Source organism: Streptomyces sp. NPDC001222 (assembly GCF_042896945.1).
Lineage (GTDB): Bacteria > Actinomycetota > Actinomycetes > Streptomycetales > Streptomycetaceae > Streptomyces > Streptomyces gibsoniae.
In genome coordinates this window covers 29,339-53,982 of the sequence record NZ_JBIAXT010000018.1, presented here as the reverse complement: position 1 = coordinate 53,982, position 24,644 = coordinate 29,339, and the positions used below count along the sequence as shown (strand labels likewise).

Sequence of the window (24,644 nt, the reverse complement as noted above, 5' to 3'; positions counted from 1 at the left end):
CCGACCGCCTCGCGGCACGCCGGAGGCCGGGGGCGTGCGTACGGGTGGCCGTCCGCGGTGTCCGTGGCGTGGGCCACTGTCGAGAGGGGTCCGCACACGAGATATCTTGATGTCGAGCAATGTTGCAGACGTGGAGCGGAGCACCCGGTGACTGACTCGACCATCATCTACACGCACACTGACGAGGCCCCGGCCCTGGCGACGTATTCCTTCCTGCCGGTGGTCCGGGCATACGCCTCGCAGGCCGGTGTCGCCGTGGAGACGCGTGACATCTCGCTGGCCGGGCGCATCCTCGCGGTCTTCCCCGAATACCTGAACGAGGACCAGCGGGTCAACGACGCCCTCGCTGAGCTGGGCGAACTGGCCAAGACCCCCGCGGCCAACATCATCAAGCTGCCCAACATCTCGGCGTCCGTACCGCAGCTGAAGGCGGCCGTGGCCGAGCTGCAGGCCCAGGGCTACGCGCTGCCGGACTACCCGGACGAGCCGAAGACCGACGAGGAGCGGGAGATCCGCGCCCGTTTCGACAAGGTCAAGGGCTCCGCCGTGAACCCGGTGCTGCGCGAGGGCAACTCCGACCGCCGCGCCCCTGCCTCGGTGAAGAACTACGCCAAGACCCACCCGCACCGCATGGGCGCCTGGACCTCCGAGTCGAAGACGAACGTCGCGACCATGGGCGCGGACGACTTCCGCTCCACCGAGAAGTCCGCGGTGATCTCCGAGGCCGATTCGCTGCGCATCGAGCTGAAGGGCGACGACGGCTCCACCACCGTGCTGCGCGAGTCCGTCCCGGTCCTCGCCGGTGAGGTCGTGGACGCCTCCGTGATGCGCGTCGCCGCGCTGCGCGAGTTCCTGACCGCGCAGGTCGCCCGCGCCAAGGAGGAGGGCGTCCTGTTCTCGGTGCACCTGAAGGCCACGATGATGAAGGTCTCCGACCCGATCGTCTTCGGCCATGCGGTGCGCGCCTTCTTCCCGAAGACGTTCGCGAAGTACGGCGAGACGTTCGCCGCGGCCGGCCTGACCCCGAACGACGGTCTGGGCGGCATCTTCAAGGGCCTCGAGGGCCTGCCGAACGGCGAGGAGATCAAGGCCTCCTTCGACGCCGAGCTGGCCGAGGGCCCGGCCCTCGCGATGGTCGACTCCGACAAGGGCATCACCAACCTGCACGTGCCGTCCGACGTCATCGTCGACGCCTCCATGCCCGCCATGATCCGCACCTCCGGCCACATGTGGGGCCCGGACGGCCAGGAGCACGACACCCTCGCGGTGCTGCCGGACTCCAGCTACTCCGGCGTGTACCAGGCCGTGATCGACGACTGCCGCGCGAACGGCGCCTACGACCCCTCCACCATGGGCTCGGTGCCGAACGTGGGCCTCATGGCGCAGAAGGCCGAGGAGTACGGCAGCCACGACAAGACCTTCGAGATCCCCACCACGGGTACCGTCCGTCTCGTCGACCAGGCCGGCAATGTCGTCCTGGAGCAGACCGTCTCCGCCGGTGACATCTTCCGCGCATGCCAGACCAAGGACGCCCCGATCAAGGACTGGGTGAAGCTCGCCGTCACCCGCGCCCGCGCCACCGGCGACCCGGCGGTGTTCTGGCTGGACGAGACCCGCGCCCACGACGCCAACCTGATCGGCAAGGTCGAGGAGTACCTGCGGGAGCACGACACCGAGGGCCTGGACATCCGCATCCTGCCCCCGGTCGAGGCCACCAAGCTGTCCCTGGAGCGCATCCGCCGCGGCGAGAACACCATCTCCGTCACCGGCAACGTGCTGCGTGACTACCTGACCGACCTGTTCCCGATCCTGGAGCTGGGCACCAGCGCCAAGATGCTGTCGATCGTCCCGCTGATGGCGGGCGGCGGCCTGTTCGAGACGGGCGCCGGCGGCTCCGCCCCGAAGCACGTCCAGCAGCTGGTCAAGGAGAACTACCTGCGCTGGGACTCGCTCGGTGAGTTCTTCGCGCTCGTTCCGTCCTTCGAGCAGTACGCGAAGTTCACCGGGAACCAGCGCGCCCAGGTCCTCGCCGACACCCTCGACCGCGCCACGGCTACCTTCCTCAACGAGGACAAGTCCCCGACCCGTCGCGTCGGCGGCATCGACAACCGCGGCAGCCACTTCTATCTGTCCCTGTACTGGGCGCAGGAGCTGGCGCGGCAGACCGACGACGCGGAGCTGGCGAAGGCGTTCGCCCCGCTCGCCGAGTCGCTCACCGAGAACGAGCAGAAGATCGTCGACGAGCTGGTCGCCGTCCAGGGCAAGCCGGCCGACATCGGCGGCTACTACCAGCCCGACCCGGCGAAGGCCGCCGAGGTCATGCGCCCGTCGGCCACCTGGAACCAGCTGCTGACCACGCTCGCGTAAGCGGCGTCCGCGCGGCAGCCGCACCGGTGTGACCACCGCCCCGGCCGGATCCGATCCGGCCGGGGCGGTCGTGTCCGCGCAGCCCGGTGCGCTGGGGGCGCTACGAAGCCGCCCGCTCGGCCGCCGCCCCTGCGTCGGGGTGGGCCAGGCCCAAGTGGTCGCGCAGGGTCGTGCCCTCGTACTCCGTGCGGTACACACCGCGCTCCTGCAGCAGCGGCACCACGGTGTCCGCGAAGGCGTCGAGGCCGCCGGGGGTGAGGTGCGGGACCAGGATGAAACCGTCGGACGCGTCGGCCTGGACGAAGGCGTCGATCTCCCGCGCCACGGTGGCCGGGGAGCCCACGAAGCTCTGGCGGTTGCCGGTGTTGATGACCAGGTCCCGGATCGACCAGTGGTGCGCGGCGGCCAGCTCCCGCCACTCCCGGGCAGTGGTCAGCGGATCGCGGTACATCCGCACCTGGGCGCGGCCGCGCGCGATGGTGTTCTCGCCGGGCAGCGGGTCGATGTCCGGGAGCGGGCCGTCCGGGTCGTAGGCGGACAGGTCGCGGTTCCAGACGAACTCCAGGTGCTTGATCGCGGTGGCCCCGCTGACCTGCGCCCTGCGCACCTCGCGGGCCACTTCCTCGGCCTCCTCGTCGGTGTCGCCGAGGACGAAGGTCGCGGCGGGCAGGATGAGCAGCTGGTCGGGTCGGCGGCCGTGGGCGGCCAGGCGGCGCTTGACGTCCGCGTAGAAGCTCCGACCGGACTCCAGGGTGCTGTACCGGCTGAAGATGGCGTCCGCGCTCGACGCGGCGAACTCGCGGCCCTCGTCGGAGTCCCCGGCCTGGAAGATCACCGGGCGGCCCTGGGGGCTGCGCGGGACGTTGAACCGGCCGTGGATGTCGAAGTGCCGGCCGTGGTGGACGAAGGCTCCGGCCTCGGCGTCGCGCAGGAAGGTACCGGTCGCCGGGTCGGCGACGATCTCGTCGCCGTGCCAGGAGTCGAAGAGTTCGTTCGCCGTGGCGAGGAACTCCTTGGCCCGGGAGTAGCGCTCCTCCTGCGGCAGGAAGCCGCCGCGGCGGAAGTTCTCCCCTGTGAAGGCGTCCCAGGAGGTGACGACGTTCCAGGCGGCGCGTCCGCCCGAGAGGTGGTCGAGGCTCGCGAACTGGCGGGCCACCTCGTAGGGCTCGTTGAAGGTGGAGTTGATGGTGCCGGTGAGGCCGAGATGTTCGGTGACGGCGGCCAGTGCGGCGAGCACGGTGAAGGTGTCGGGGCGGCCGACGACGTCCAGGTCGTAGATCTTCCCGTCCTGTTCGCGCAGGCGCAGCCCCTCGGCGAGGAACAGGAAGTCGAACCTGGCTCGCTCGGCGGTCCGTGCGAAGTGCGCGAACGAGCTGAACTCGATATGGCTGCCGGCCTTCGGGTCGCTCCACACGGTGGTGTTGTTGACCCCGGGGAAGTGGGCCGCGAGGTGGATCTGCTTGAGCGGCTTGCTCATGGTCCGTCGGGTTCCTTCCGGCTCAGGCGGCGGGCGCGGCGTAGCGGTTGGCGGGGCGGGCGAGTCCGAGCAGCCCGCGCAGGGTGTCGGCCTCGTAGGCGGTGCGGAACGCGCCACGGCGCTGGAGTTCGGGGACGAGGCCCCGGGTGATCAGCGGCAGATCGTGCCGGGCGACGGCGGGGCGCAGCCGGAAGCCGTACAGCCCGGCCGACCTCAACTCCTGGATAAGGTCGGCGAGTTGGGCGGGAGTGCCGGTAAAGATCCGGGCGTCGCCGATGTACGGCTCTCCGGCGGCGGCGTCGAGGCGTTCCCGGCGGGCGGCGGCCTCGGCGGGGGTGTCGCCGAGGAAGACCACCAGGTCGCCGAAGAGGTGCAGCGGTTCGTCGGCCCGTCCCGCGGCGGCCTGCTCGGCCCGGACCTCGGTGACGATCGCGCGGGCCTGTGCGGCGTCGTGCGGGGTGACATAGCCGAGGTCGGTGGCGCGGGCGACGAGCCGGAACGGCAGGGTCTGGTGGGCGAGCGCGGTCACCAGGGGCTGGCCCTGGGGCGGCCGGGGGGTGATGGAGGGGCCCTTGACGCTGAAGTGCCGGCTTTCGAAGTCGATGTAGTGGAGCTTGTCGCGGTCGACGAACCGGCCGGTGGCCACGTCGCGGATCTCCGCGTCGTCCTCCCAGCTGTCCCAGAGCCGGCGTACGACCTCGACATGGTCGGCGGCCTCGTCGAAGAGGTCGGTGACCAGGTCCCACGCGCCGGGGCTGTCGTAGGCGTCGATACGGGGCAGGGTGCGGCGGCCGAAGTGCGCGGCCTCGTCCGGGCGCGCGCTGATCCGGACCCGCACACCCGCCCGGCCGGTGCTGACGTGGTCCAGGGTGGCGATGGCCTTGGAGATGTGGAACGGCTCGGTGTGGGTGACGACCACGGTCGGCACCAGCCCTATGTGCCGCGTCAACGGGGCCACCCGGGCGGCGACGAGGACGGCGTCGAGACGGCCGCGGACCTGGTCGGTGCGTTCGTCGGGGCCGAGGAGGTGTGAGGACTGGGGGCCGAGCCCGTCCTCGAAGGTCACGAAGTCGATCAGGCCGCGTTCGGCCTCCCGGACCAGATCGGCCCAGTAGCCGGCGGTGAACAGGTCCCGGGGCCGGGCCCCCGGCTCGCGCCAGGAGGCGGGGTGCCAGCCGGTGCCGTCGAGCGCGACCGCCAGATGCAGGGGGGAAGCAGAGGTTGAGGACACGAGTGGACGCCTTCCTGGATGTCCGTGACGAGATGGCCGGGCCCCCGCGCGACCGAGCACGGCGACGGGGGCGGTAATTTCGCGACACGCCCTGGCTGGCGGTCAGGAGTTGCCGAGCGGCAGGCCCGGCGGGTTGGTCTCCGACTTGGTGACGGCCTCGTTCGACAGGTTCCAGGCGGCCAGCCATCGGCCGTACTGGCCGTTCCGGATCAGGTGGTTGATGGCGTCGGCGACCGGCCTGGCCAGACCGCTGCCCTTCTTGGACGTCGCCGCGATCAGCCCCTGGAGCGTCTCGCCGGCGCCGGAGAACGTGCCCGCGTCGCGGGTGGCCCTGGGCGTGTGCGCGGTCCGGGTGAGGTGGTAGGCGACGGCGGGGTTGGGGCCGAAGTACGCGTCGATCCGGCCGGCGGCCAGCGCCAGATAGGTGCTGTTGTTGTCCTGGAAGTACTTGACGGTGAGCTTCTTGCCCTCCTTGGCGAGCTTCGCCTTCCAGGTCAGGAGGATCCGCTCCTGGTTGGTGCCGGAACCGACGGAGACAGTCCTGCCCGCGAGGTTCTCGTAGTCCCCGTCGAAGTTCCAGGTGCTCTTCTCGGGCACCTCGAAGGCGAGGGTGTCCTGGCGGTAGGAGGCGAACTCGTACTTCTTCTTGCGTTCCTCGGTGTCGGTGACATTGGAGAAGGCGACGTCCGCCCTGCCGCTGTCGATGCCGACGAAGAGGTTCTCCCACGTCGAGTTCTTCACCTCGGGCCTGAGTCCGAGGACCGCGGCCACCAGACGTCCGAGGTCGGGTTCGGCGCCGGTGAGGGTCCTCTGGTCGCTGCCGACGTACGCCAGGGGCGGGAAGCCGGAGGGCAGCGCGCCGACGCCGATCTCCAGGGTGCCTCTTCTGCGCACGGCCGCGGGCAGCTCGGCGCTGATCGACTTCACCTCGGACACCTTCAACGTGGTCTGCCGGGCCGCGCCGTCGGAGAGCTGTCCCACGGTGACCGTTCCGGGGGCGGCGCTGCCCACGGAGGTGGCGGCGTCGCTGTCGCCCCCGCAGGCGGCGAGCCCGGCGGCGAGGGTGACGACGGCGGTGCCCGCGGTGAGGCCGCGGCGCAGACGGATGCGGAGACTGAGGGTACGCATGGGTGTCCTTGTTCGGTGAAGGGTGACGGGAGGGGTGGAGGTGAGGTCAGAGCACCTTGCTCAGGAAGTCCCGGGTCCGCTCGTGCCGCGGGTGGTCGAGAACCTGGGCGGGCGGCCCCTGTTCGACGATCCGGCCGGCGTCCATGAAGACCACCTGGTCGGCGACCTCGTGGGCGAAGCCGATCTCGTGGGTGACGACGACGAGGGTGGTGCCGCCACGGGCCAGGTCCTGAATGACGGCGAGCACCTCGCCGACGAGTTCGGGGTCGAGGGCGGAGGTGGGTTCGTCGAAGAGGATGACTCCGGGGCGCAGGGCGAGCGCCCGGGCGATGGCCACACGCTGCTGCTGACCGCCCGACAACTGCCGGGGATACGCCCGGGCCCGGTCCGCGAGTCCGACCCGCCCGAGCAGGTCACGGGCCAGTTCCTCGGCCTCGGGTCTGCTCAGCGCGCCGGTCGCGACCGGGGCGGCGGTCACGTTGTCCAGCACGGTCAGATGCGGGAAGAGATTGAAGTTCTGGAAGACGAACCCGATACGGCTGCGCTGGGCCAGGATCGTCCGCTCGCTCAGCTCCTTCAGATGGTCGCCGTGCCGGCGCACGCCGATGGGTTCGCCGTTCACGCTGACATAGCCGCGTTCGGGCTTCTCCAGGTGGTTGATCACGCGGAGCAACGTCGACTTGCCGGAGCCGGAGGGGCCGAGGATCACCGTCACCTCACCCGGCCGTACGGTCAACTCGATGCCGTTCAGCACCCGGTGGGTGCCGAAGGACTTGTGCACGTCGTGGACCTCGACGGCGGCGGGAGGAGTCGAAAGCGCCTCGGTGGTCATACGGCGGCCTCCCTGCGCGCACGTTCCCGCAGGTCGCGAAGGCCGTTGCGGAGTCGGTGGAACGGGGTCGGCGGCAGGGACCGGGTGGCGCCCCGGGCGTAGTGCCGCTCGACGTAGAACTGGACGACCGACACGAGGCTCGTGAGGACCAGGTACCAGACGGTGACGACCAGCAGCAGCGGGACGATGTCGCCGGGGTAGGTGCTGCCCATGGTCTGCGCGGCGCCGAACAGGTCCAGCAGGGAGACGTAGAACACCAGCGAGGTGCCCTTGATCAGGCCGATCAGCTGGTTGACGTAGGCGGGGACGATGGACCTGAGGGCCTGCGGCAGGACGATCCTCCTGAACTGGTGGCCCCTGGGCAGCCCGAGGGCCGCGGCCGCCTCGTGCTGGCCCTGGTCGACGGAGAGGATGCCGCCGCGGACGACCTCCGCGGCGTAGGCGGCCTCGTTCAGGCTCAGGCCGACGACGGCGACGGCCATGTCGGTGGCGAGCCGTGACTCGTCGAAGGTGAGGAAGGCCGGGCCGAAGGGGACGCCGATGCTCAACGTCTTGTACAGCGCGCCGAGGTTGTAGAGGAAGATCAGCACCACGATCAGGGGTACGGAACGCAGCGCCCACACATAGGTCCAGCTCACCGCGCGCAGTACGGGGCTCCGGGAGAGCCGGGCCAGGGCGAGGAGGATGCCGCCGAGCAGGCCCAGTACCGCGCTGAGCGCGGTCACTTCGAGGGTGACGAGCAGTCCGTCGAGGAGGGTGGGCCGCAGGAACCAGTAGGCGAAGCGGTCCCACTGGTAGAAGGGGTTGGACACCAGCCCATGGACGAACTGGGCCACCAGCACGAGCACGACGGCGGTGGCGAGCCAGCGGCCCGGTCGGCGCAGGGGCAGCACCCGCTGTGCCGTCGGGGGCCCCGCGCTGATGGCGTCGGGCGGTGGCGGGGCGAGGGACACGGCGGCGCCGAGGGGTTCACTCAAGGCAGGCTCCAGCGGAGTCGGACACCCCGGGCGGCGCGCGCGACCGCACGGCCCGGCAGCAGGAGCGGCGGCCGGGAGTGAGGGGGCGTGGGAGGCGCACGGGACCGGGGGCGGGAGGGAAACGCGGGCGCACCGCGGCGGCGGTGCGCGTCAGGGAGGGGAAACGCCGTCAGCCGTGACAGCGGGCAGAGCCCGGGGTGGTACACAGTGCGCTGTTGACGCGCAGCAGATCGACGGAGCGGTTCGCGCACAGCAGGACGCAGCCCCGGGGCCGCGAAGCGGCTGTCCTCGAAGCTGCGTACATCACTGTCACCGTCACTCTTCCGGCCTGTGGGGCCACGCGCTTACCGAAACGTCATCCGGTCGGGTCGTCACCTGGGGCACCCCACCGCGGAGCGAGGGTTGCCGGTCAGCAAGCCAGGGCTTGTCGCTGACGCTCATGACCTTTCTGGCCGCTAGTTAAGACAGGCGCCCGAAGCGCTGTCAATGTGCGTCCGTCAGGTGATACGTGGGCGGGAGCGCCGGTTCCCGGTCAACAGGAGGCCGCCGCCGTGCCGTTGGGGATGTGCGCCGCCCAGTCGAGGATCTGCACGGCCGCGCCCGCTGCCTCGAGTCCGCGGCAGTGCGTGTGATGCCGTCGGGCGATCCCGTCGAGGTCGAGATGCGGGCCGAAGGCGGGATGGGCGGCCAGTCGGCGGGCGTAGGCCCACAGATGCGGATGGCCGGCCACACGGTGCACGGCGGCGGCGTCCAGGTGCCAGCGGTGCACGGTGTCGAGCTGCACCAGGCTGACCCACAACTCCACGTCTCCAGCGGTGAGTTGATCGCCCAGAAGGTGTTCCTGGTGGGCCAGCCGGCCGTCCAGTGACCGCAGGGTGCGCAGCAGCGAGGTGAGTGCGGCGCCCCGCTCCTCGTCGTCGGCGTCGGCGCGTCCGGCGCGCTGGGCGGCCGCGTCGATGCCCTGGGCGCACAGCCGCCGGACGCCCTCGATCTCCGCGTCGGCGCCCTTCGGACGGAGCCGGGGGCGGCCTGCGCCGAAGCGGCGTGCCAGATCGCGCGTGATGTCCGGGGCGTGCGTGCTGACGATGCGGCCCGACCAGTCGTCACTGAGCACCGGTGCCACGGCGGCTCCGGAGTAGCGATGGGCGCTCGCCTCGTACAGCGGGCGCAGCACGGAGTGTTCGCCGCCGGGCCCGTCGGGCACCGTGGGCAGCAGGGTGACGGGCAGGACCTCGTCGAGGCCGAGCAGGCTGTGGGTGACGGCGATCCGAAGACAGTCCGGACAGGACGGCGACAGGTGGAGGCGGTAGCGGCGCGGTACGGCGTAGTGGCCGCTGCGGGCGTCGCGGCCGATCCTGCCCCGGAAGGCGGGGGCGGGACGGGCGAGCGGGAGTGCGGTCGGGGCAGGGGCGGACATGTCTCTCCCAGGGGTTCGGTCGCGCGAGGGTGCGGTGGGTGGCGGCCCACGGGCGGGCGGCACTCCCCGGATGCGGGGCGGGACGGGACGGGCGCGGGCCCGGCGCCGCCGGTTCAGCGCAGGGGAGCGGACGCGCTGCAGACACGCAGCAGGTCGATGTGACGGCGGGAGGTCAGAAGGAGGGACGGCCGGCGGGGGCGGTGCACTCGGCCGAGGGCCGGCTCCAGGCGTCCCATGCTTCCCTACCTGTTCACTAGGAAATCCCTACTGGAGTGTCGATCGGGCTACGGCCCGCGTCAAGAGGGTGGTCCACGGAGTGAGAGCGCCGCATAGATGCCCAATTGGGGCGGATTACGGTGGTTGGTTCTGTTCTCCGGGCCGCCGACGGTCGGCCAGTAGACTGGGGAACCATGGCCGACTCCCCCGCCCCCGACGACCAGCCCGGACCCGACGGGACGGACGAGGACGGGCTGCTGCCGGCCGAACTGCGCGCCTGGATGCGGCTGCTGGCGGCGGCCGGAGCCATCGAGCAGCGACTGCGCTCCCAGGTCAAGGACGCTCTCGGGGTCTCCCACGACGAGTTCCTGGTGCTGTGCCTGCTGGCCGATCAGCCGGGCGCGGCCCTGCGGATGACACAGATCGCCGAGCTGCTGGGCCGCCCCAAGACCCGGCTGACCTACCAGATCGCCTGTCTGAACCATGCGGACCTGGTGACCCGCCGCTCCGTCTGCGGCGACAAGCGCGGTATCGAGGTCGCCCTCACCGACAAGGGACGGGGACTGCTGCGCGAGGTCTCTCCGGCGCTGGCCGAGACCGTCTCCCAGGCCGTCCTGGAGATGGTCGACCACCGGGAGTGCGACACCCTGCGCGGGCTGCTGTCGGAGGCGCCGGAGGCCACCGGGTGACGGCAGGGCCGAGCCGAGGGCCGTCTTGACAGGACAAAGTGTGACTGATTGACTACTCACATGCAGAAAGACCGCCCCCGCCAGCTGTCCACCGCCGAGGAGCGCCGCGAGACCGTGCTGCGCACCGCGATCGGGGCGTTCGCCGCGCGCGGCTACTTCGGCACCACCACGGCCGAGGTCGCCAAGGCTGCCGGCATCTCCCAGGCGTACGTCTACCGGCTGTTCCCCAACAAGGAGCTGCTGTTCGTCGCCGTGGTCGAGCACTGCTTCGTCCAGGTGCGGGCGAGTCTGGAACGGGCGGCGGCCGAGGCCGAGGGAAGCTCCCCCGAGGTGGTGCTCTCCGCCATGGGAGACTCCTACGCCAAGCTCATCAGCAACAACGACCTGATGCTGATCCAGCTGCACGCGCAGGCGGCGGCCGTCTCGGAACCCGCGGTGCGCGAGGCCGTCCGGCAGGGGTACGCCCGCATGGTGGAGTACGTGCGCGGCGCGTCCGGTGGCAGCGAGCAACAGGTGCAGGACTTCTTCGCCATCGGGATGCTGTGCCATCTGATCGTGTCGATGGGGGCCGACGAGGTGGAGGCCCCGTGGACGCGGACGCTGACAGCGGGGATCACCCACTACTGAGACCGAGACAGCGGCCGATCCCCCCTCGCTACCGCCCGAACGCGCGCTGACCAGCCATTTCCCTGATGTGTTCAGGTTGCTTTCAGGCTGGAGCGCCCCTGTGGCAACTCATGCACCAGAAGCCCCAAAACATTCGCAAAGAGGCCTGGGAGAGCGACGGTTGGGCATGTCATCGTGCGGGCCATGAGCATGTCCGCTCGGCGCCTCGATCGCCGACTGGATGGCCGTCGGTCCGGGCCGTGGCGGTCTGGGCTGGGGCCTGGGCCCGGTCACCCTGTCCTGGACGGTGGCCATCCTCGGCTTCGTGACCTATCTGGCGGTGTCGCGCCGGGACATCGCCACCGTCTGAGGCGGCGAGGCCGGCTCGTCGCATCGGTCCAAAACGGAGAAAGGCCGTGCGGAGGGGACACGAAACCCTCCGCACGGCCATCTTTGACGATGTGTCAGCTTGTCGCGCGGACGGCGTCGCGGATCAGGGCCGCGACCTCCTTCGGCTCCGAGACGGCGACGGCGTGCGAGGCGCCCGAGAGCTCGACGACGGTCGCCCCGGCCCGTTGGGCGCCGAAGCGCTCCACCTCCGGGTTGATCGCCTGGTCCGCGCCGGCCACGAGGGCCCAGGACGGCTTGGTCCGCCACGCGGCCGCCGAGGCGGTCTCCGTGAACGCACCGGCGGCCAGCGGGCGCTGCGCCACCGCGAGGACCTTCGTGACGTCCTCGGGCACGTCCGCGGCGAAGACCGAGGGGAAGGCGTCCTCGGCGATGGTGACCTCGACGGCCGTGTCACCCTCCCCGACGGGGTACGTCCATTCCTTCAGGTTGTTCACCAGCGGGGAGGCGGGGAAGCGGCCCTGCAGCTCGCCGAGGCTCTCGCCCTCCTCCAGGACGTAGGCGGCGACGTAGACGAGGCCGACGACGTTCTCCGTGGTGCCGGCCACGGTGATCAGCGCACCGCCGTAGGAGTGGCCGACCAGCACGACGGGACCGTCGATCCGGGAGGCCACGGAGGCGATGTACGCGGCGTCGGAGGCGAGGCCGCGCAGCGGGTTCGGGGGCGCGACGACCGCGATGCCCTCGCTCTGCAGCTCGGCGATGACCCCGGACCAGCTGGCCGCGTCGGCGAACGCGCCGTGGACCAGGACGACGGTGGGCGTGGAGGTGCTCATGTGTGCTGTCTTCCTCTGGTTCAGGCGGTGTGCAGGGCGGCGTGCAGGGTGCGGACCGCCATGGTGATGGCGGCCTCGGCGCCGTGCGTCTCACGCAGCGCGTTGAGCATCACGAAGTCGTGGATGACGCCCTGGATCCGTACGGCGGTGACGGGGACGCCGGCCTGGCGCAGCTTGTTGGCGTACGCCTCGCCCTCGTCGCGCAGCACATCGGCCTCGGCGGTGATGACCAGCGCCGGGGGCAGACCCGCGAGCTGCTCGGTGGTGGCGCGCAGCGGCGAGGCGGTGATCTGGGCGCGCTCGGCCTCGTCGGTCGTGTACTGGTCCCAGAACCACTGCATGCCGTCCCGGCGCAGGAAGTAGCCGGTGGCGAACTGGTGGTAGGAACCGGTGTCGAAGCTCGCGTCGGTGACCGGGTAGAACAGCACCTGCTGCACCAGCGGCACACCGCCCCGCTCCTTGGCCATCAGCGTCAGCGCCGCGCTCATGTTGCCGCCGACGGAGTCACCGGCCACCGCGATCCGGGTGGCGTCCAGGCCCTTGGAAGCGCCCTGCTCCACGACCCATCGGGCGACGGTGTAGTTCTGCTCGATGGCGACCGGGTAGCGCACCTCCGGGGAGAGGTCGTACTCGGGGAAGACCACCGCGGCGTCCGCCCCGACGGCCAGTTCCCGCACCAGGCGGTCGTGGGTGTGGGCGTTGCCGAACACCCAGCCCGCGCCATGGATGTAGATGATCACCGGCAGCGTGCCCTCGGCACCGGCCGGCTTGACGATCCGTGCCCGGACACTGCCCGTCGGACCGCCGGAGACGGTGATCCACTCCTCGTCCACCGCCGGCTTCTCGATCTCACCGGACTGCACCTCGTCGACCGCCTTGCGCCCCTCCGCGGGGGCCAGGTCGAACAGATAGGGCGGGTTGGCGGTGGCTTCCGCGAAGGCGGCCGCGGCCGGCTCAAGGACCGGCGTGACGGGCTCGATCAGTTCGACGCCATCGGACATGACTATCTCCTGCGTACTGAAGGGCGTTGCTTGTCGTTCCGCACGCTATAACCGGCTGACGGCCGGTATTTGACCCCGAGTGCACGGCCGCTGTGCCCACAGCGCACGGAATGGTGCAGCAGACGGCCCCGCTGGGAAAGGACCGGGGAATTCCTGTGCACTGTCGGTACGCATTCAGTGCACTGGGAGACCACTCGATACGGCGGAGCGGTTCTAGCGTGGCGCTCGAAGCATCCGCGGTCCATTCACTCGGGTTCGATTCCAGGAGGGTCACAAGGTGTCACCCATGCCGGTCGGGGGGCTGGTTCCCCGCACCACCGACGACGAAGCCGCGGAGCTGGTCGTCCGCAACGCGAAGATTCACACCGGGGATCCGCGCCGCCCCCAGGTGGAGGCGCTGGCCATCCGCGACGGTGTCATCACCGTGCTCGGGGACGACGAGGACATGGCTCCCCACATCGGCGCGCACACGAAGGTGGTGGACGCGCTCGGCCGCCGGGCGGTCCCCGGCCTCAACGACGCCCATCTCCATGTGATCCGCGGGGGGCTCAACTACGTACTCGAGCTGCGCTGGGACGGTGTGACCACCCTGCGGCAGGGCCTGGCGATGCTGCGTGAGCAGGCCGCGCGCACACCCAAGGGCCAGTGGGTACGGGTGGTGGGCGGCTGGTCGGCCGAGCAGTTCGCCGAACGGCGGCTGCCGACCGTCGCGGAGCTGAACGCCGCCGCCCCCGACACCCCGGTGTTCGTGCTGCATCTCTACCAGTCGGCGGTGCTCAACCGGGCGGCGCTCAAGGCCGTCGGCTACACCAAGGACACCCCCGACCCCAGGGGCGGGCAGATCGTCCGCGGCCGGGGCGGGGAGCCGACGGGCATGCTGCTGGCCGCGCCGAGCGCGCTCATCCTCTACTCGACCCTCGCCAAGGCGCCGGTGCTGGAGGGCGAGGACCGGAAGACGTCGACCCGTCATTTCCTGCGGGAACTCAACAGGTTCGGGCTCACGTCGGCGATCGACGCCGCCGGCGGTTTCCAGAACTTCCCCGAAAATTACAGCACCGTTGTGGAACTGGCCGCGGAAGGCCGCCTTTCCCTGCGTATCGCCTATCACCTCTTCCCGCAGACGGCGGGGCAGGAGATCGACGATCTCACCCGCTGGATTGAAATGGCCGATCCCGCGGACGGTGACGAATGGCTACGGCTCAACGGCGCGGGTGAGAACCTCACCTGGGCGGCCGCCGATTTCGAGAACTTCAACCAGCCCCGCCCGGAACTCTCCCCCGATTACGAGGCGGAGTTCGAGAAGGCGGTCCGGCTGCTCATGGAGAACGGCTGGGGCTTCCGGCTCCACGCGACCTATGACGAGACCATCCGCCGTGACCTCGCGGTGTTCGAGAAGCTCGCCGCGGAGGGGCTCTTCCCGGCCGGCAGCCGCTGGCTGTTCGACCACGCGGAGACGGTGTCCGCGGACAGCCTCGACAGGGTCGTGGCCCTCGGCGGCGCGCTGTCCGTGCAGAACCGTCTCTCCTTCCAGGGCGAGGCGTTCCTGCGCCGTTACGGCCCCGGCGCCGCCGCGGTCGCCCCGCCGATCCGGTCCATGCTGGAGCGCGGACTGACGGTGGCCGCCGGCACCGACGCCACCCGGGTCTCCACGTACAACCCCTGGGTGGCCCTGCACTGGCTGGTCAGCGGCCGCACCGTCGGGGATCTGGTGCTGCGCCCGGCGTCGAGCCGTGTCGACCGGCACACCGCCCTCGCGATGTTCACCCGCGCGGGCGCCGCGCTGACCGGCGAGGAGGAGGTCAAGGGAGTGCTGCGGCCCGGCTGTTACGGTGACCTCGCGGTGCTGTCCGACGACTACTTCACCGTGCCGGAGGCGGAGATCCCGCACATCGAGTCGGTGCTGACCGTCACCGGCGGCCGGATCGTCTACGCCGCCGCCGAGTACGAGGGCCTCGACGAGGAACTGCCTCCGGTCAGCCCCGCATGGAGCCCGGTGGCGCACTTCGGCGGCTACCAGGCGGCGCCCCGGACGGGCCTCGCGGGCGCCCGCCAGGCGGAGTTGCTCGGGCAGGCCGCCGCCGAGTCGGAGCAGCACCGGCAGTGGCGCGTACGGCGCGGCCTCACGGCCGACACCGCGAGCGCGCCTTTCGACCCCTGCTTCGACCTCTAGAACCCCCGGTCGGGGCCGGGCCCCTCGCCGCCCTGCCCGGGGCACCACCCCGCTCCCGTCCGCCGTACGGACGGTGCTTCGCGGCGCGGACGACCGTCCGCGCCGCTCCTCATGGAAAGGTACTCCCATGGTCGACATCTCCGAGGTCACCGCGGCCCCCAGCCCGGACCTGCTGACCCCCGACAACTGCGCGGTGCTCTTCGTTGACCACCAGCCGCAGATGTTCTTCGGGACGGGCAGCGGCGACCGCACCGCGATCATCAACGCCACCGTGGGCCTGGCCAAGGCCGCCAAGGTGTTCGACGTCCCGGTCGTCCTGAGCACCGTGGCCGCCGAGTCCTTCTCGGGCCCGATCATGCCGCAGCTGCCGGCCGTCTTCCCCGACCACAAGATCATCGACCGCACCTCGATGAACGCCTGGGAGGACGTCGCCTTCGTCGAGGCCGTCAAGGCGACCGGCCGCAAGAAGCTCGTGATCGCGGGCCTGTGGACCGAGGTCTGTGTCGTACTGCCCGCACTCTCCGCTCTCGCGCAGGGCTACGAGGTGTACGTCGTCACGGACGCGTCCGGCGGTGTCACCCCGCAGGCGCACGAGCACGCCGTCCAGCGCATGATCCAGGCCGGCGCGGTCCCGGTCACCTGGGTGCAGGTGCTGCTGGAGCTCCAGCGCGACTGGGCGCGGACGGAGACGTACGGCCCCGTCACGGACGTGGTCAAGGAGAACGGCGGGGCCTACGGTCTCGGCATCGTGTACGCGCAGGCCGTCATCGGCGCGCACGCCGCGGGCTGAACCCACCCTTCGACACAGTGAGGACGAGTCAGGAACAGGCAGGAACACGATGAACGCTGGACTGCTGCTGCTCCGGCTGGCGGTGGGCCTTCTCATCGCCGGCCACGGAGTGCAGAAGGTGAGTTTCCACCTCGGAGGCCACGGCCTGGCAGGCGGTACGGAGGAGTTCCGTCACGACGGGTTCCGAGGCGGCCGACTGACCGCGCTGGTCGCGGGAGGCGGTCAGATCGGTGCCGGCCTGTTCCTGACCGCCGGGCTGCTCACCCCGCTGGCCGCCATGGCGGCGATGGGTGTGATGACCGTGGCGGCCACCGTCAAATGGTCCAAGGGGCTGTGGGTGCAGAACGACGGCTACGAGTACCCGCTCGTCCTCGTCGTCGTCTCCGCGGCGCTCGCCCTGACCGGGCCGGGCCGGTGGTCCCTCGACCACACCCTGGGCATCACGTCCTGGCCGGTGTGGATCGCCGTCGCAGTGATCGTGATCGGGCCGCTGAGCGGACTGCTCACCCGGGTGGTGCTGCACCAGCCGTCCCCCACCGTGGAAAGGGCACCGCATGCGCGGCCTGCTGACTGACGCCTACCGTACGATCGTCCCGCCGCGGGGAGAGCGCCACGGCCCCCTGCCTCCGCTGATGCTGACCCTGACGGTGGTGACCGGCCTGGTCGACGCCGTGAGCTACCTCGGTCTCGGCCATGTCTTCGTCGCCAACATGACGGGCAACGTGGTCTTCCTGGGGTTCGCGCTGGCGGGAGCCCCGAACCTGTCCGCGGCGGCCTCCGTCGTCTCGCTGGCGTCGTTCCTCGTGGGCGCGCTGACCGGCGGCCGGCTGGGCACGCGGTTCGCGGACCACCGGGGCAGGCTGCTCAAGACGGCCACGGCCGTGCAGACGGTCCTGGTCGCCGTCGCCGTGGCCGCCGCCGCGATCGGCGACGGCAAGGTCACCACCGGCGTCGAGTACACGCTGATCGTGTTCCTCGGGCTCGCCATGGGCCTGCAGAACGCGGTGGCCCGGCGGCTCGGCGTTCCGGATCTCACCACGACCGTACTCACGCTGACCCTGACCGGGCTGGCCGCGGACTCGGCCCCCGCGGGTGGCGCGGCGCCCCGGCCGGGCCGTCGGACCCTGTCGGTGCTGGCCATGTTCCTCGGCGCCTTCATCGGGGCCCAGCTTCTGCTGCACGTCCGTCTCGTCCTGGCCCTGGGGCTCGCCCTGGCGCTGCTCGCGGTCACCTCCCTGGCCACGCACCGCCTGTCGTCCGGCGACGCCGACTGGGTCCGGGCACAGGCCTGAGACCGGGTCGTCACGCCCGGGTGCCCTCGGGTGCCCGGGCGGGTCAGGCCGTGGCCCGGCGCTGTTCCCGGGCCGCGCGCTCGACGGCACGCCGGATGGGCCCGTACCCGGTGCAGCGGCAGATGTTGGAGCCGACCACGTGGTCCATGGCCTCCGGGTGGTCGGCGAGGTCGGGGTCGGCGTCGAGCGCTCCGGCGGCCACCATGAGGAACCCGGGGGTGCAGAAGCCGCACTGGAGGGCGTGTTCGGCCGAGAACGCCCGCTGCAGCGGGTGGGGTTCGCCGTCCGGGCCGGCCAGGCCCTCCACCGTGCGCAGGGAGCGCCCGTCGGCCTGCACGGCGAGCACCAGGCACGAGCGGACCGGTTCGCCGTCCATGAGGATCGAGCAGGCCCCGCAGATGCCGTGCTCGCACCCCAGGTGCGTACCCGTGAGCCCGAGGCCGTCCCGCAGGACGTCGGCGAGCAGACGGCGGGGCTCCACGTCGAGCAAGTGGCCGGTGCCGTTTGTCGACGACGAGCTCCGGCCGGATGCGCCGTGAACGTCGGAAGCAGATAGTCCAGGAAGCCGCCGGCCAGATGCGGTACGCCGTCGTCGTCGAACCGCATGCCTTCGTAGAGCGCCTGACCGATGCCCTGCAGGGCCGATCCGTACGCCTGCCCGCGCACCACCGCGGGGTTGAGGATCACTCCGCAGTCGTGGACGGCCACGAGGCGCAGCATGTGCACGGTGCCCAGGTCCACATCCACCTCGACCACCGCCGCGTGCGTGCCGAAGGGGAACGCCTGACTGCTCTCGAACCGGTCCTCGACGCGCAACGGCCCGGTGTGCTTCACCAGTTCGCCGAGGTCCATGAGGGGCGTGCCGTCGTGGGCGGTGTGCACGGAGCCGTCCGTCCACTCGATCCGGTCGACCGGCAGATCCCACAGCCCCGCCGCCCGGGTGCGGTTCGTCGATCAGCAGGTCCGCCAGGTGCCGGAAGAGGGCGCCGTCGATCTGCGCCGAGCGGCTGGCGAACGAGCCCAGCCCTTCAGGCTGTTCGCCCTCGATGAGGCGGACCTGTGTCTCCGGCCCTCCGAGGCGCTTGGCGATCAGTGCGGGGAAGACCGTCTCGTGCCCCTGACCGCTGGCCGCGGCACCGCATCGCGCGGTGACCCTGCCGTCCTCGCCGACCTGGAGGCTGCCGGACTCGTGCAGGCCGCCGGCCTCGCCGCCGGAGCGCTCCGCATAGCAGGAGACTCCGATGCCCGGCGGAAAAGCGTCCGGAGCAGCCGCTCGTCCTCACGCCTGGTCCATTTCTCCACATCAACACCTCGATCGTGTCTTTGCGGGAATTCAGCCACCACGGTGTCACGGCCGACGCGCGGGGACGAGTCGTGTGGGGAACAGTGCGCTGTGGGCAAAGAAGTGTGCACTGCGGGGAAAGGCCGCCCGGCCGACGCCGGGCGGCTCGACGGTCAGCCGAGTTCCGTGTCCAGCCAGGCGAGAATCTCGGGCGTCACCGGGTCGGTGATGTCGGAGAACTCCTCGTGCTTCTTCAGGAACTTCGCCACGTAGGGGCAGACCGGCACGATGCGCTTCCCCTGGGCACGGACATCGGTGAGCGCCTCCTCGACCAGGCGGCCGGCCAGACCCTGGCCGGCGAAGGCCTCGTCGACCTCGGTGTGGTAGAAAACGCGCTGCGCGCCGTGGTCGCGGTACGCCGTCAGACCGGCGCGCTTGCCGTCGACCAGGATCTCGTAGCGGTGCCTGGCGTCTGCCCGCTCGACGACCGGAGCGGCGGAAGGCTGGCTCATGGGGTGCCTTTCGACTGAGTGTCGGGTGTTTCGACTGTTGGTCGACTGTCTCGACTGTGGGTCAGTGCTTTTGACTGGATGTCAGTGAATTGCGGTGCGCCTCAGGGCATTGGACTGTGCCCGTGACATCGACGGCGCGTCAGTCGCGCGGTGGATTCCTGCGCGGCGTAATGATGGCATTCGGCAGGGCGGGCGCGGGAAGGCGGTTCCCCGGATATCCCTCGACGGCGCCGAAGCGGTCGGAGTTGCTCTCCCAGTCCGCACGCGCCTCGACGATGTCGTCGTGGCTGCGGCCGATGAAGTTCCACCACATGACGATCTCCTCCTCGAAGGGAGTTCCGCCGAGCAGCACGGTCCGCGCGGGCTCCGCCGACTCGTTCGTCAGGGTCAGCGACTCGGTTCCGGGGTGGACGTAGGCCAACTCGGCGGGGCGCAGGGCCACATCGGCCACCCGCACATCCCCTCGGTCGACAAGGAGACCGTGCTCGAAGCCGGGGTCGACGGCGAGCGTGACCGTCGTACGGGGCTGGAGGACGATCTCCGCCCCGAGCAGCGGGGTGAAGGTCCGCACCGGGGACGACGCTCCGGCCAGGCTGCCGAGGAAGACGCTGATCTCGGCGCCCTCGACCCGCAGGGGCTCGGGCACATAGTGCTGGAAGTCCCGCGCGGTGTGCCGGTGTTCCTCCGGCAGCGCCACCCACAGCTGGACGCCGTGCAGGACCGTGGTGCGCGGGGTGGAGACCTCCGAGTGGCAGATGCCGTGGCCGCCCGTCATGAGGTTCAGCTCGCCGGGCTTGACGAGGGCATGGCTGCCCAGGCTGTCGCGGTGCTCGATCTCCCCGCTGAAGAGCCAGCTCACCGTCTGCAGCCCGGTGTGCGGATGGGGGGCGACATCCATGCCGCCGGTCGCGGCGACATCGTCGGGCCCGTAGTGATCGGCGAAGCACCAGGCCCCGATCAGGGTCCGGGCCCGCTGGGGCAGGGTGCGCCGCACGGTCATCGCGCGCGGGCCGCCGAGCGGTACGTCGCGCGCGGTGATCACATCGACCCGCGGCCCCTGTGCCGGCTGCCCGCTGTTCTCCGCCGCCCGGCAGCGCACCTCGACCGGCTCTGTTTCGACGTTGCTCACCGTGACCGCCTCCCGACCTTCCATAATGGTTTTACATTAAACAACTATCGCTCTGATCATAGGACGATGGTGATGTCACGTACACGATGGAACGACGGGTCGGAAGCGGCCGCCAAAGGAGTCCCGAGTTGACCACCCCCACGACGCACCCCGCCCACCAGCGCATCTACCTCGACAAGCAGAGCCCTTCGGCCTACCACGCGCTGGTCGGGACCTCGGAGGCGGTGCGCACCGTCGCCGCCGATGCGGGGCTCGAACGCACCCTCGTCGAGCTGATCAACCTCCGGGTGTCCCAGATCAACGGGTGCGCGTACTGCCTCAACGTACACACCCGCGCCGCCCTGCGCGCCGGCGATACCCCGCAACGGCTCGGGGTGCTGCCGGCCTGGCGGGACACCGAACTGTTCACGCCCGAGGAGCGCGCGGCCCTCGCCCTGGCCGAGGCCACCACCGAGCCGAGGGACGCCGCCGCCCAGGAGGCCTCGTACGAGGAGGCCCGGCAGGTGTTCACGGACGACCAGATCTCCGCGGTGATCTGGGTGGCGATCACCATCAACGCGTTCAACCGGCTCTCGATCATGAGCAAGCACCCGGTGCGCGGGATCGACGGCCAAAGCCGCACGATCATCGCCGGACGAGATGACTGACATCTGAAGCCATCTCCCGGAACGAGGAAGCAACGGGAGCCGCCGAGCGCTTGGTCCCGTGAGAGCACCGAGGAAGCTGCTCGACACCGCGTCTCCCCGAGCCGGCCCCGGCCGGCTCTGTTCCCGAAGAAGGTCCCGTGTCCCAGTCGTCCGCTCTGCGCACGCCCCGTAGCACCGAGACCACCGCCCAGGCCGCCCCCGGCGTCCCGGGCTGGCTGGTCGCACTGCTCGCCGTCGCCTCCGGAATGACGGTCGCCAACCTGTACTACGCCCAGCCGCTGCTGTCGTCGCTGCGCGACGTCTTCCACATCAGCACCGCCACGGCCGGCGTACTGATCACGCTCACCCAGGTCGGCTATGTGATCGGCATGCTCTTCCTGGTCCCGCTCGGCGACCGGCTGGAGAAGCGCGGCCTGGTCACCGTGCTGCTGGCGGTGACCACCCTGGCCCTGGTGGCGGCCGGCCTCGCGACCGGCTTCCCCATGCTGCTGGCCGCCTCCCTGGTCAGCGGGGCCACCTCCGTCGTCGCCCAGATCCTGGTCCCGTTCGCCGCGAGCCTCGCCCCGGACCACGCCCGCGGCCGGATCGTCGGCCGGGTGATGAGCGGGCTGCTCACCGGCATCCTGCTCTCCCGGACGCTGAGCAGCCTGGTCTCCGACCTCGCCGGCTGGCGCGTCGTCTACCTCGGCTCCGCGGTCCTGATGGCCCTCCTGGCCGTGGCCCTGCGTGCGGCACTGCCCCAGCACGCGCCCACCACCTCGGTGCCCTACCACCATGTGCTGCGCTCCACCGTCCGCCTGGTGCGCACCCACCCCGCGCTGCTGCGCCGAGGCCTCTACCAGGCCGCCATGTTCGGTTCCTTCAGCGCCTTCTGGACCACCGTCTCGTACGTCCTGACCGGCCCCCGCTTCCACTACTCCCCCGTCGGCGTCGGCATCTTCGCCCTCGTCGGAGCCGCCGGAGCCGCCGTGGCCCCGTTCGCCGGGCACTGGGCCGACCGGGGGCTGACCCGGCCCGTCACGGGCGTCGCGTTCGCCGTCGCCGCCCTGGCCTTCGCCGTCGCGGGTCTCGGCGGGCACAGCATCGTCCTGCTCGCCCTGGCCGCCATCGCAGTCGACATGGCCGTACAGACCACGCTGATCCTCGGCCAGCACACCGTCTACCAGCTCGACCCCGCCGCCCGGGCCCGGCTCAACAGCGCCTTCATCGCCACCTTCTTCCTCGGCGGCGCCCTCGGCTCACAGCTCGGCTCGGTCGCCTACCGCTCCGGCGGCTGGGGCGCGGTCACCGTCCTCGGCGCGGCCCTGCCGGTCCTCGCCCTGCTCTACTGGCTCACCGAGCACCGCGCCGCGGGCCGGCGGCAGGACCGGGACGCCGTGTGACGCGGCACGCTGTGGCGGTGCACCGGGGGACAACACCTCGTGCGCCCCACAGCAATCCGACCGCGCACACCCTCCTACGGTCGTCCTGAACCACACGAACGGTCGCCGACAGGGGACAGCATGCGACAGATTTCCACCGGTGCCGCGCACCAGCGCTCGATCACCTTCCGGCTGAAGGTCGAGGTCGCCGTCGCCCCGGACGGGCGGGTACCACTGCCGGCCGAGCTGCGGTACGACCGGACCGACCCGTATGCGGTGCGCCTGGACCTCGGCGCCCTCTCGCCCTTCAGCGTCGAGTGGGTGTTCGCCCGCTCTCTCCTCGCGGACGGCCTCCGGCGGCCCGCGGGGAGCGGAGACGTCCTGGTGACTCCACCGCGCGGCCGCCATCCGGAGGCGATCCGTGTCGTCCTCAGATCGCGGACCGGGTCGGCGGTCCTGGAGATCGCGGAGTCCGCGGTGGCCGCGTTTCTCCGGCAGACCGAGGCGGTGGTGCCGCAGGGCCGCGAGCACGACCACATCGATCTGGACGACCTCGTCGCTCGGCTGACGGCGCGCGGCGGCTGAGCCGCGCGGAACCGGCTCCATGGTCCGGCAGACGTCCGGGTGCGGGCGGCGCGTTCGGTGCGCGCACGGGCATCAGCACATGCGCTGCCGGACAAGGCGCGGCCCGCTCCGGCGCCTAACGTCGCCTCGTATCCACAGCACGGCACCGCAGGAGGCGCTTCATGACCACCAGCTCCAAGCCCACGAGCAGCCAGCCCTGGCTGCATCAGAAGGGCGAGATCATCCAGGAGTTCGGCACCGTCAAGCAGTTCCCCCTCGGCCTCTCCTACGACGCCCGGATGTATGCCTGTCAGCGGCTGAACCAGGTGCTGGCCGACACGCAGATCCTCCACGGCCTCTACAAGAAGCACCACTGGCTGCTGCGCGGTGCGACCTTCTACCAGCTGCATCTGCTCCTGGACAAGCACGCCGGGGAACAGCTGGAGCTCGTCGACACCCTCGCCGAACGGGTGCAGACCCTGGGCGGTGTCGCGGTCGGCGACCCGCGGCACGTCGCCGAGATCACCTCGATCCCGCGTCCGCCGGACGGCGTGGAGGAGGTCCCGGCGATGCTCTCGCGGCTGCTGGAGGCCCACGAGACGATCCTGGTGGACGCCCATGACGCCGCGGCCCGGACCGCCGAGCTGGGCGACGACGGCACCAACGACCTGCTGGTCTCCCAGGTGATCCGCACCGGCGAACTGCAGGCCTGGTTCCTGGCCGAGCACCTGGTCGACACTCCCCTGGTCCGCGCCTGAGCGGAGCGGGAACGGGCCGTACGTCCCCGCCCGCCGGGGACATACGGCCGCCGCCCGTCCGCGTACCATGCGACGAAGATCGTCGCCGGATCGGACGGGCGGGACATCACCGGGAGCGCATGATGGACCTGCGGCAGATGGAAGTCGTCGTCGCCGTGGCTGACACGGGCGGGTTCACGGCCGCGGCGAGGCAGCTGCACGTCGTCCAGTCCGCGGTCTCCGGCACCGTGCGAGCGCTCGAACGCGAGCTGGGCACCCCCTTGTTCACCCGCACCACGCACCGGGTGGCCCTCACCCCCGCCGGGGAGGCCTTCGTGCCCGCCGCCCGCGCGACGCTCCGGGCCGCCGAACACGCCCGCGAGGCGGTCGACGCGGCCAAGGGAGAACTGCGCGGCCAGGTCACCGTGGGCATCATGCAGGGCGTCTGGGCGGGACTGCACCAGGCCCTGGCCGAACTGCGCGCGGAGCACCCGGGCGTGGTGCTCCGGCTGCGGCAGGCACCGGTGGCCGACATCCGGCAGGCCCTGCGCGAGGGCACGGTGGACCTGGCCGTGGTGGCGCTGGACCGCCAGCAGCAGCGGGGGCTGGTGACCCGGCTGCTGTCCCGCGAGGCGATGGTCCTGCTGGTCTCACCCAGGCGGCGGCTGGACACGGCGACCGCGGAGGCCACGGTCACCTGGCCGGACGTCGCCCGGCTGCCGCTGGTGGACTTCACCCCCGGTTGGGCCATCCGCTACGCCGTCGACCGGGCCGCCCGCGCCGCCGGTGTGGAGCGCGGTACGACCTTCGAGGTCAACGACATCGTCGCGGCGGCCGAGTTGGTCCGCCACGACCTGGGCGTGTGCATCATGCCTCCGTCGATCGCCTCGCGCTTCCCCGACCTGGACCGTTACCGCTTCGCCCGGCACGCGCCGACCTGGCAGGTGATGGTGGTACGGCCGCCCGGCGAACCCCCCGTGGCGGTCGCGGCACTGCTGCGGCACATCACCTGACGCCGCCGATGTCCGGGGCCAC

The 24,644-nt window shown here is 71.1% G+C and carries 22 protein-coding genes, 4 pseudogenes and 1 riboswitch; of the genes and pseudogenes, 13 read left to right on the top strand and 13 right to left on the bottom strand.

Annotated elements, in window-relative coordinates:
- Nucleotides 1-147: 147 nt before the first annotated feature.
- Nucleotides 148-2,367 (top strand): NADP-dependent isocitrate dehydrogenase, encoded by a 2,220-nt coding sequence (locus ACFY2Z_RS23555; protein ID WP_390746063.1) that lies wholly within the window; start codon nt 148-150, stop codon nt 2,365-2,367.
- 100 nt (nt 2,368-2,467) lie between these two features.
- Here the strand turns inward: ACFY2Z_RS23555 and ACFY2Z_RS23550 are convergent, their stop codons facing one another.
- From ACFY2Z_RS23550 to ACFY2Z_RS23525, 6 genes are all read right to left on the bottom strand, one after another.
- Complete coding sequence (locus ACFY2Z_RS23550; RefSeq protein ID WP_390746062.1) at nt 2,468-3,844, bottom strand: NtaA/DmoA family FMN-dependent monooxygenase; 1,377 nt, start codon at nt 3,842-3,844, stop codon at nt 2,468-2,470.
- 22 nt (nt 3,845-3,866) lie between these two features.
- Complete coding sequence (locus tag ACFY2Z_RS23545; protein WP_390746061.1) at nt 3,867-5,075, bottom strand: LLM class flavin-dependent oxidoreductase; 1,209 nt, start codon at nt 5,073-5,075, stop codon at nt 3,867-3,869.
- A gap of 102 nt (nt 5,076-5,177) precedes the next feature.
- Nucleotides 5,178-6,203, bottom strand: coding sequence for a transporter substrate-binding domain-containing protein (locus ACFY2Z_RS23540; RefSeq protein WP_390746060.1), 1,026 nt, complete (start codon nt 6,201-6,203; stop codon nt 5,178-5,180).
- Between the two features lie 46 nt (nt 6,204-6,249).
- Nucleotides 6,250-7,035 carry an amino acid ABC transporter ATP-binding protein gene (locus ACFY2Z_RS23535; RefSeq protein ID WP_390746059.1) on the bottom strand — a complete coding sequence of 262 codons (786 nt, stop codon included), beginning with the start codon at nt 7,033-7,035 and terminating at the stop codon, nt 6,250-6,252.
- Nucleotides 7,032-8,012, bottom strand: coding sequence for an amino acid ABC transporter permease (locus tag ACFY2Z_RS23530; protein WP_390746058.1), 981 nt, complete (start codon nt 8,010-8,012; stop codon nt 7,032-7,034). The genes ACFY2Z_RS23535 and ACFY2Z_RS23530 overlap by 4 nt, the downstream gene beginning before the upstream one ends.
- 335 nt (nt 8,013-8,347) lie before the next feature.
- Nucleotides 8,348-8,457, bottom strand: a riboswitch (SAM riboswitch).
- Between the two features lie 87 nt (nt 8,458-8,544).
- Nucleotides 8,545-9,429, bottom strand: a complete 885-nt coding sequence (locus ACFY2Z_RS23525) for a glutathione S-transferase C-terminal domain-containing protein (protein ID WP_390746057.1) — start codon at nt 9,427-9,429, stop codon at nt 8,545-8,547.
- A 410-nt stretch (nt 9,430-9,839) separates the two neighbouring features.
- On the opposite strand from ACFY2Z_RS23525, the gene ACFY2Z_RS23520 reads away from it, so the two are divergent.
- From ACFY2Z_RS23520 to ACFY2Z_RS23510, 3 genes and pseudogenes are all read left to right on the top strand, one after another.
- On the top strand, nt 9,840-10,334 hold the full coding sequence (locus tag ACFY2Z_RS23520; RefSeq protein WP_390746056.1) for a MarR family winged helix-turn-helix transcriptional regulator: 495 nt from the start codon (nt 9,840-9,842) through the stop codon (nt 10,332-10,334).
- A 60-nt stretch (nt 10,335-10,394) separates the two neighbouring features.
- Nucleotides 10,395-10,961: a TetR/AcrR family transcriptional regulator gene (locus tag ACFY2Z_RS23515; RefSeq protein ID WP_390746055.1), complete on the top strand. Its 567-nt coding sequence runs from the start codon at nt 10,395-10,397 to the stop codon at nt 10,959-10,961.
- A 205-nt stretch (nt 10,962-11,166) separates the two neighbouring features.
- Nucleotides 11,167-11,310 (top strand): annotated as a pseudogene (locus ACFY2Z_RS23510) (hypothetical protein); the annotation flags it as partial.
- Nucleotides 11,311-11,404: 94 nt separating this feature from the next.
- Here ACFY2Z_RS23510 and ACFY2Z_RS23505 read toward each other — a convergent pair.
- Together ACFY2Z_RS23505 and ACFY2Z_RS23500 are read right to left on the bottom strand one after the other, a co-directional pair.
- Nucleotides 11,405-12,124, bottom strand: coding sequence for an alpha/beta fold hydrolase (locus ACFY2Z_RS23505; protein ID WP_390746054.1), 720 nt, complete (start codon nt 12,122-12,124; stop codon nt 11,405-11,407).
- A gap of 20 nt (nt 12,125-12,144) precedes the next feature.
- A complete protein-coding gene (locus tag ACFY2Z_RS23500) occupies nt 12,145-13,125 on the bottom strand; it encodes an alpha/beta hydrolase (RefSeq protein ID WP_390746053.1) in 981 nt (326 codons plus the stop codon).
- A 286-nt stretch (nt 13,126-13,411) separates the two neighbouring features.
- Between ACFY2Z_RS23500 and ACFY2Z_RS23495 the strand changes: the two genes are divergently transcribed.
- The 4 genes from ACFY2Z_RS23495 to ACFY2Z_RS23480 all read left to right on the top strand — a co-directional run bounded on the left by ACFY2Z_RS23495 (nt 13,412) and on the right by ACFY2Z_RS23480 (nt 17,377).
- Entirely contained in the window at nt 13,412-15,295 is a 1,884-nt protein-coding gene (locus tag ACFY2Z_RS23495; RefSeq protein ID WP_390746052.1) for an amidohydrolase, read from the top strand.
- Nucleotides 15,296-15,422: 127 nt separating this feature from the next.
- Nucleotides 15,423-16,085 (top strand): hydrolase, encoded by a 663-nt coding sequence (locus tag ACFY2Z_RS23490; RefSeq protein ID WP_390746051.1) that lies wholly within the window; start codon nt 15,423-15,425, stop codon nt 16,083-16,085.
- 49 nt (nt 16,086-16,134) lie between these two features.
- The gene (locus tag ACFY2Z_RS23485) at nt 16,135-16,659 is read left to right on the top strand and encodes a DoxX family protein (RefSeq protein ID WP_390746050.1); all 525 of its coding nucleotides are present in this window, start codon (nt 16,135-16,137) and stop codon (nt 16,657-16,659) included.
- Nucleotides 16,640-17,377, top strand: coding sequence for a YoaK family protein (locus ACFY2Z_RS23480; protein WP_390746049.1), 738 nt, complete (start codon nt 16,640-16,642; stop codon nt 17,375-17,377). The genes ACFY2Z_RS23485 and ACFY2Z_RS23480 overlap by 20 nt, the downstream gene beginning before the upstream one ends.
- Before the next feature lie 43 nt (nt 17,378-17,420).
- Here the strand turns inward: ACFY2Z_RS23480 and ACFY2Z_RS23475 are convergent.
- The 5 genes and pseudogenes from ACFY2Z_RS23475 to ACFY2Z_RS23455 form a co-directional block, all read right to left on the bottom strand.
- Nucleotides 17,421-17,882 (bottom strand): annotated as a pseudogene (locus ACFY2Z_RS23475) ((2Fe-2S)-binding protein); the annotation flags it as partial.
- Nucleotides 17,883-17,962: 80 nt separating this feature from the next.
- Nucleotides 17,963-18,259: pseudogene (locus ACFY2Z_RS23470) on the bottom strand (molybdopterin cofactor-binding domain-containing protein); the annotation flags it as partial.
- A 139-nt stretch (nt 18,260-18,398) separates the two neighbouring features.
- Nucleotides 18,399-18,572 (bottom strand): annotated as a pseudogene (locus tag ACFY2Z_RS23465) (molybdopterin cofactor-binding domain-containing protein); the annotation flags it as partial.
- A 260-nt stretch (nt 18,573-18,832) separates the two neighbouring features.
- Entirely contained in the window at nt 18,833-19,171 is a 339-nt protein-coding gene (locus ACFY2Z_RS23460; RefSeq protein ID WP_390746048.1) for a GNAT family N-acetyltransferase, read from the bottom strand.
- 139 nt (nt 19,172-19,310) lie between these two features.
- Entirely contained in the window at nt 19,311-20,300 is a 990-nt protein-coding gene (locus tag ACFY2Z_RS23455) for a pirin family protein (RefSeq protein ID WP_390746047.1), read from the bottom strand.
- A 128-nt stretch (nt 20,301-20,428) separates the two neighbouring features.
- Here ACFY2Z_RS23455 and ACFY2Z_RS23450 point away from each other — a divergent pair, with 128 nt between their 5' ends.
- The 5 genes from ACFY2Z_RS23450 to ACFY2Z_RS23430 all read left to right on the top strand — a co-directional run bounded on the left by ACFY2Z_RS23450 (nt 20,429) and on the right by ACFY2Z_RS23430 (nt 24,622).
- Nucleotides 20,429-20,947: a carboxymuconolactone decarboxylase family protein gene (locus ACFY2Z_RS23450; protein ID WP_390746046.1), complete on the top strand. Its 519-nt coding sequence runs from the start codon at nt 20,429-20,431 to the stop codon at nt 20,945-20,947.
- 245 nt (nt 20,948-21,192) lie between these two features.
- Nucleotides 21,193-22,329, top strand: coding sequence for an MFS transporter (locus tag ACFY2Z_RS23445; protein WP_390746150.1), 1,137 nt, complete (start codon nt 21,193-21,195; stop codon nt 22,327-22,329).
- Nucleotides 22,330-22,449: 120 nt separating this feature from the next.
- Nucleotides 22,450-22,893, top strand: coding sequence for an SsgA family sporulation/cell division regulator (locus ACFY2Z_RS23440; protein WP_390746045.1), 444 nt, complete (start codon nt 22,450-22,452; stop codon nt 22,891-22,893).
- 161 nt (nt 22,894-23,054) lie between these two features.
- On the top strand, nt 23,055-23,630 hold the full coding sequence (locus ACFY2Z_RS23435; protein ID WP_390746044.1) for a Dps family protein: 576 nt from the start codon (nt 23,055-23,057) through the stop codon (nt 23,628-23,630).
- A 119-nt stretch (nt 23,631-23,749) separates the two neighbouring features.
- Nucleotides 23,750-24,622: a LysR family transcriptional regulator gene (locus ACFY2Z_RS23430; RefSeq protein WP_390746043.1), complete on the top strand. Its 873-nt coding sequence runs from the start codon at nt 23,750-23,752 to the stop codon at nt 24,620-24,622.
- The last annotated feature ends 22 nt before the right edge of the window (nt 24,623-24,644 follow it).

Bases quoted from the DNA above. Each gene is read 5' to 3' on its own strand.
- ACFY2Z_RS23550 (WP_390746062.1), bottom strand. From the start codon at position 3,844: ATGAGCAAGCCGCTCAAGCAGATCCACCTCGCGGCCCACTTCCCCGGG.
- ACFY2Z_RS23540 (WP_390746060.1), bottom strand. From the start codon at position 6,203: ATGCGTACCCTCAGTCTCCGCATCCGTCTGCGCCGCGGCCTCACCGCG.
- ACFY2Z_RS23535 (WP_390746059.1), bottom strand. From the start codon at position 7,035: ATGACCACCGAGGCGCTTTCGACTCCTCCCGCCGCCGTCGAGGTCCAC.
- ACFY2Z_RS23525 (WP_390746057.1), bottom strand. From the start codon at position 9,429: ATGTCCGCCCCTGCCCCGACCGCACTCCCGCTCGCCCGTCCCGCCCCC.
- ACFY2Z_RS23520 (WP_390746056.1), top strand. From the start codon at position 9,840: ATGGCCGACTCCCCCGCCCCCGACGACCAGCCCGGACCCGACGGGACG.
- ACFY2Z_RS23515 (WP_390746055.1), top strand. From the start codon at position 10,395: ATGCAGAAAGACCGCCCCCGCCAGCTGTCCACCGCCGAGGAGCGCCGC.
- ACFY2Z_RS23505 (WP_390746054.1), bottom strand. From the start codon at position 12,124: ATGAGCACCTCCACGCCCACCGTCGTCCTGGTCCACGGCGCGTTCGCC.
- ACFY2Z_RS23500 (WP_390746053.1), bottom strand. From the start codon at position 13,125: ATGTCCGATGGCGTCGAACTGATCGAGCCCGTCACGCCGGTCCTTGAG.
- ACFY2Z_RS23495 (WP_390746052.1), top strand. From the start codon at position 13,412: ATGCCGGTCGGGGGGCTGGTTCCCCGCACCACCGACGACGAAGCCGCG.
- ACFY2Z_RS23490 (WP_390746051.1), top strand. From the start codon at position 15,423: ATGGTCGACATCTCCGAGGTCACCGCGGCCCCCAGCCCGGACCTGCTG.
- ACFY2Z_RS23485 (WP_390746050.1), top strand. From the start codon at position 16,135: ATGAACGCTGGACTGCTGCTGCTCCGGCTGGCGGTGGGCCTTCTCATC.
- ACFY2Z_RS23480 (WP_390746049.1), top strand. From the start codon at position 16,640: ATGCGCGGCCTGCTGACTGACGCCTACCGTACGATCGTCCCGCCGCGG.
- ACFY2Z_RS23460 (WP_390746048.1), bottom strand. From the start codon at position 19,171: ATGAGCCAGCCTTCCGCCGCTCCGGTCGTCGAGCGGGCAGACGCCAGG.
- ACFY2Z_RS23445 (WP_390746150.1), top strand. From the start codon at position 21,193: ATGACGGTCGCCAACCTGTACTACGCCCAGCCGCTGCTGTCGTCGCTG.
- ACFY2Z_RS23440 (WP_390746045.1), top strand. From the start codon at position 22,450: ATGCGACAGATTTCCACCGGTGCCGCGCACCAGCGCTCGATCACCTTC.
- ACFY2Z_RS23435 (WP_390746044.1), top strand. From the start codon at position 23,055: ATGACCACCAGCTCCAAGCCCACGAGCAGCCAGCCCTGGCTGCATCAG.
- ACFY2Z_RS23430 (WP_390746043.1), top strand. From the start codon at position 23,750: ATGATGGACCTGCGGCAGATGGAAGTCGTCGTCGCCGTGGCTGACACG.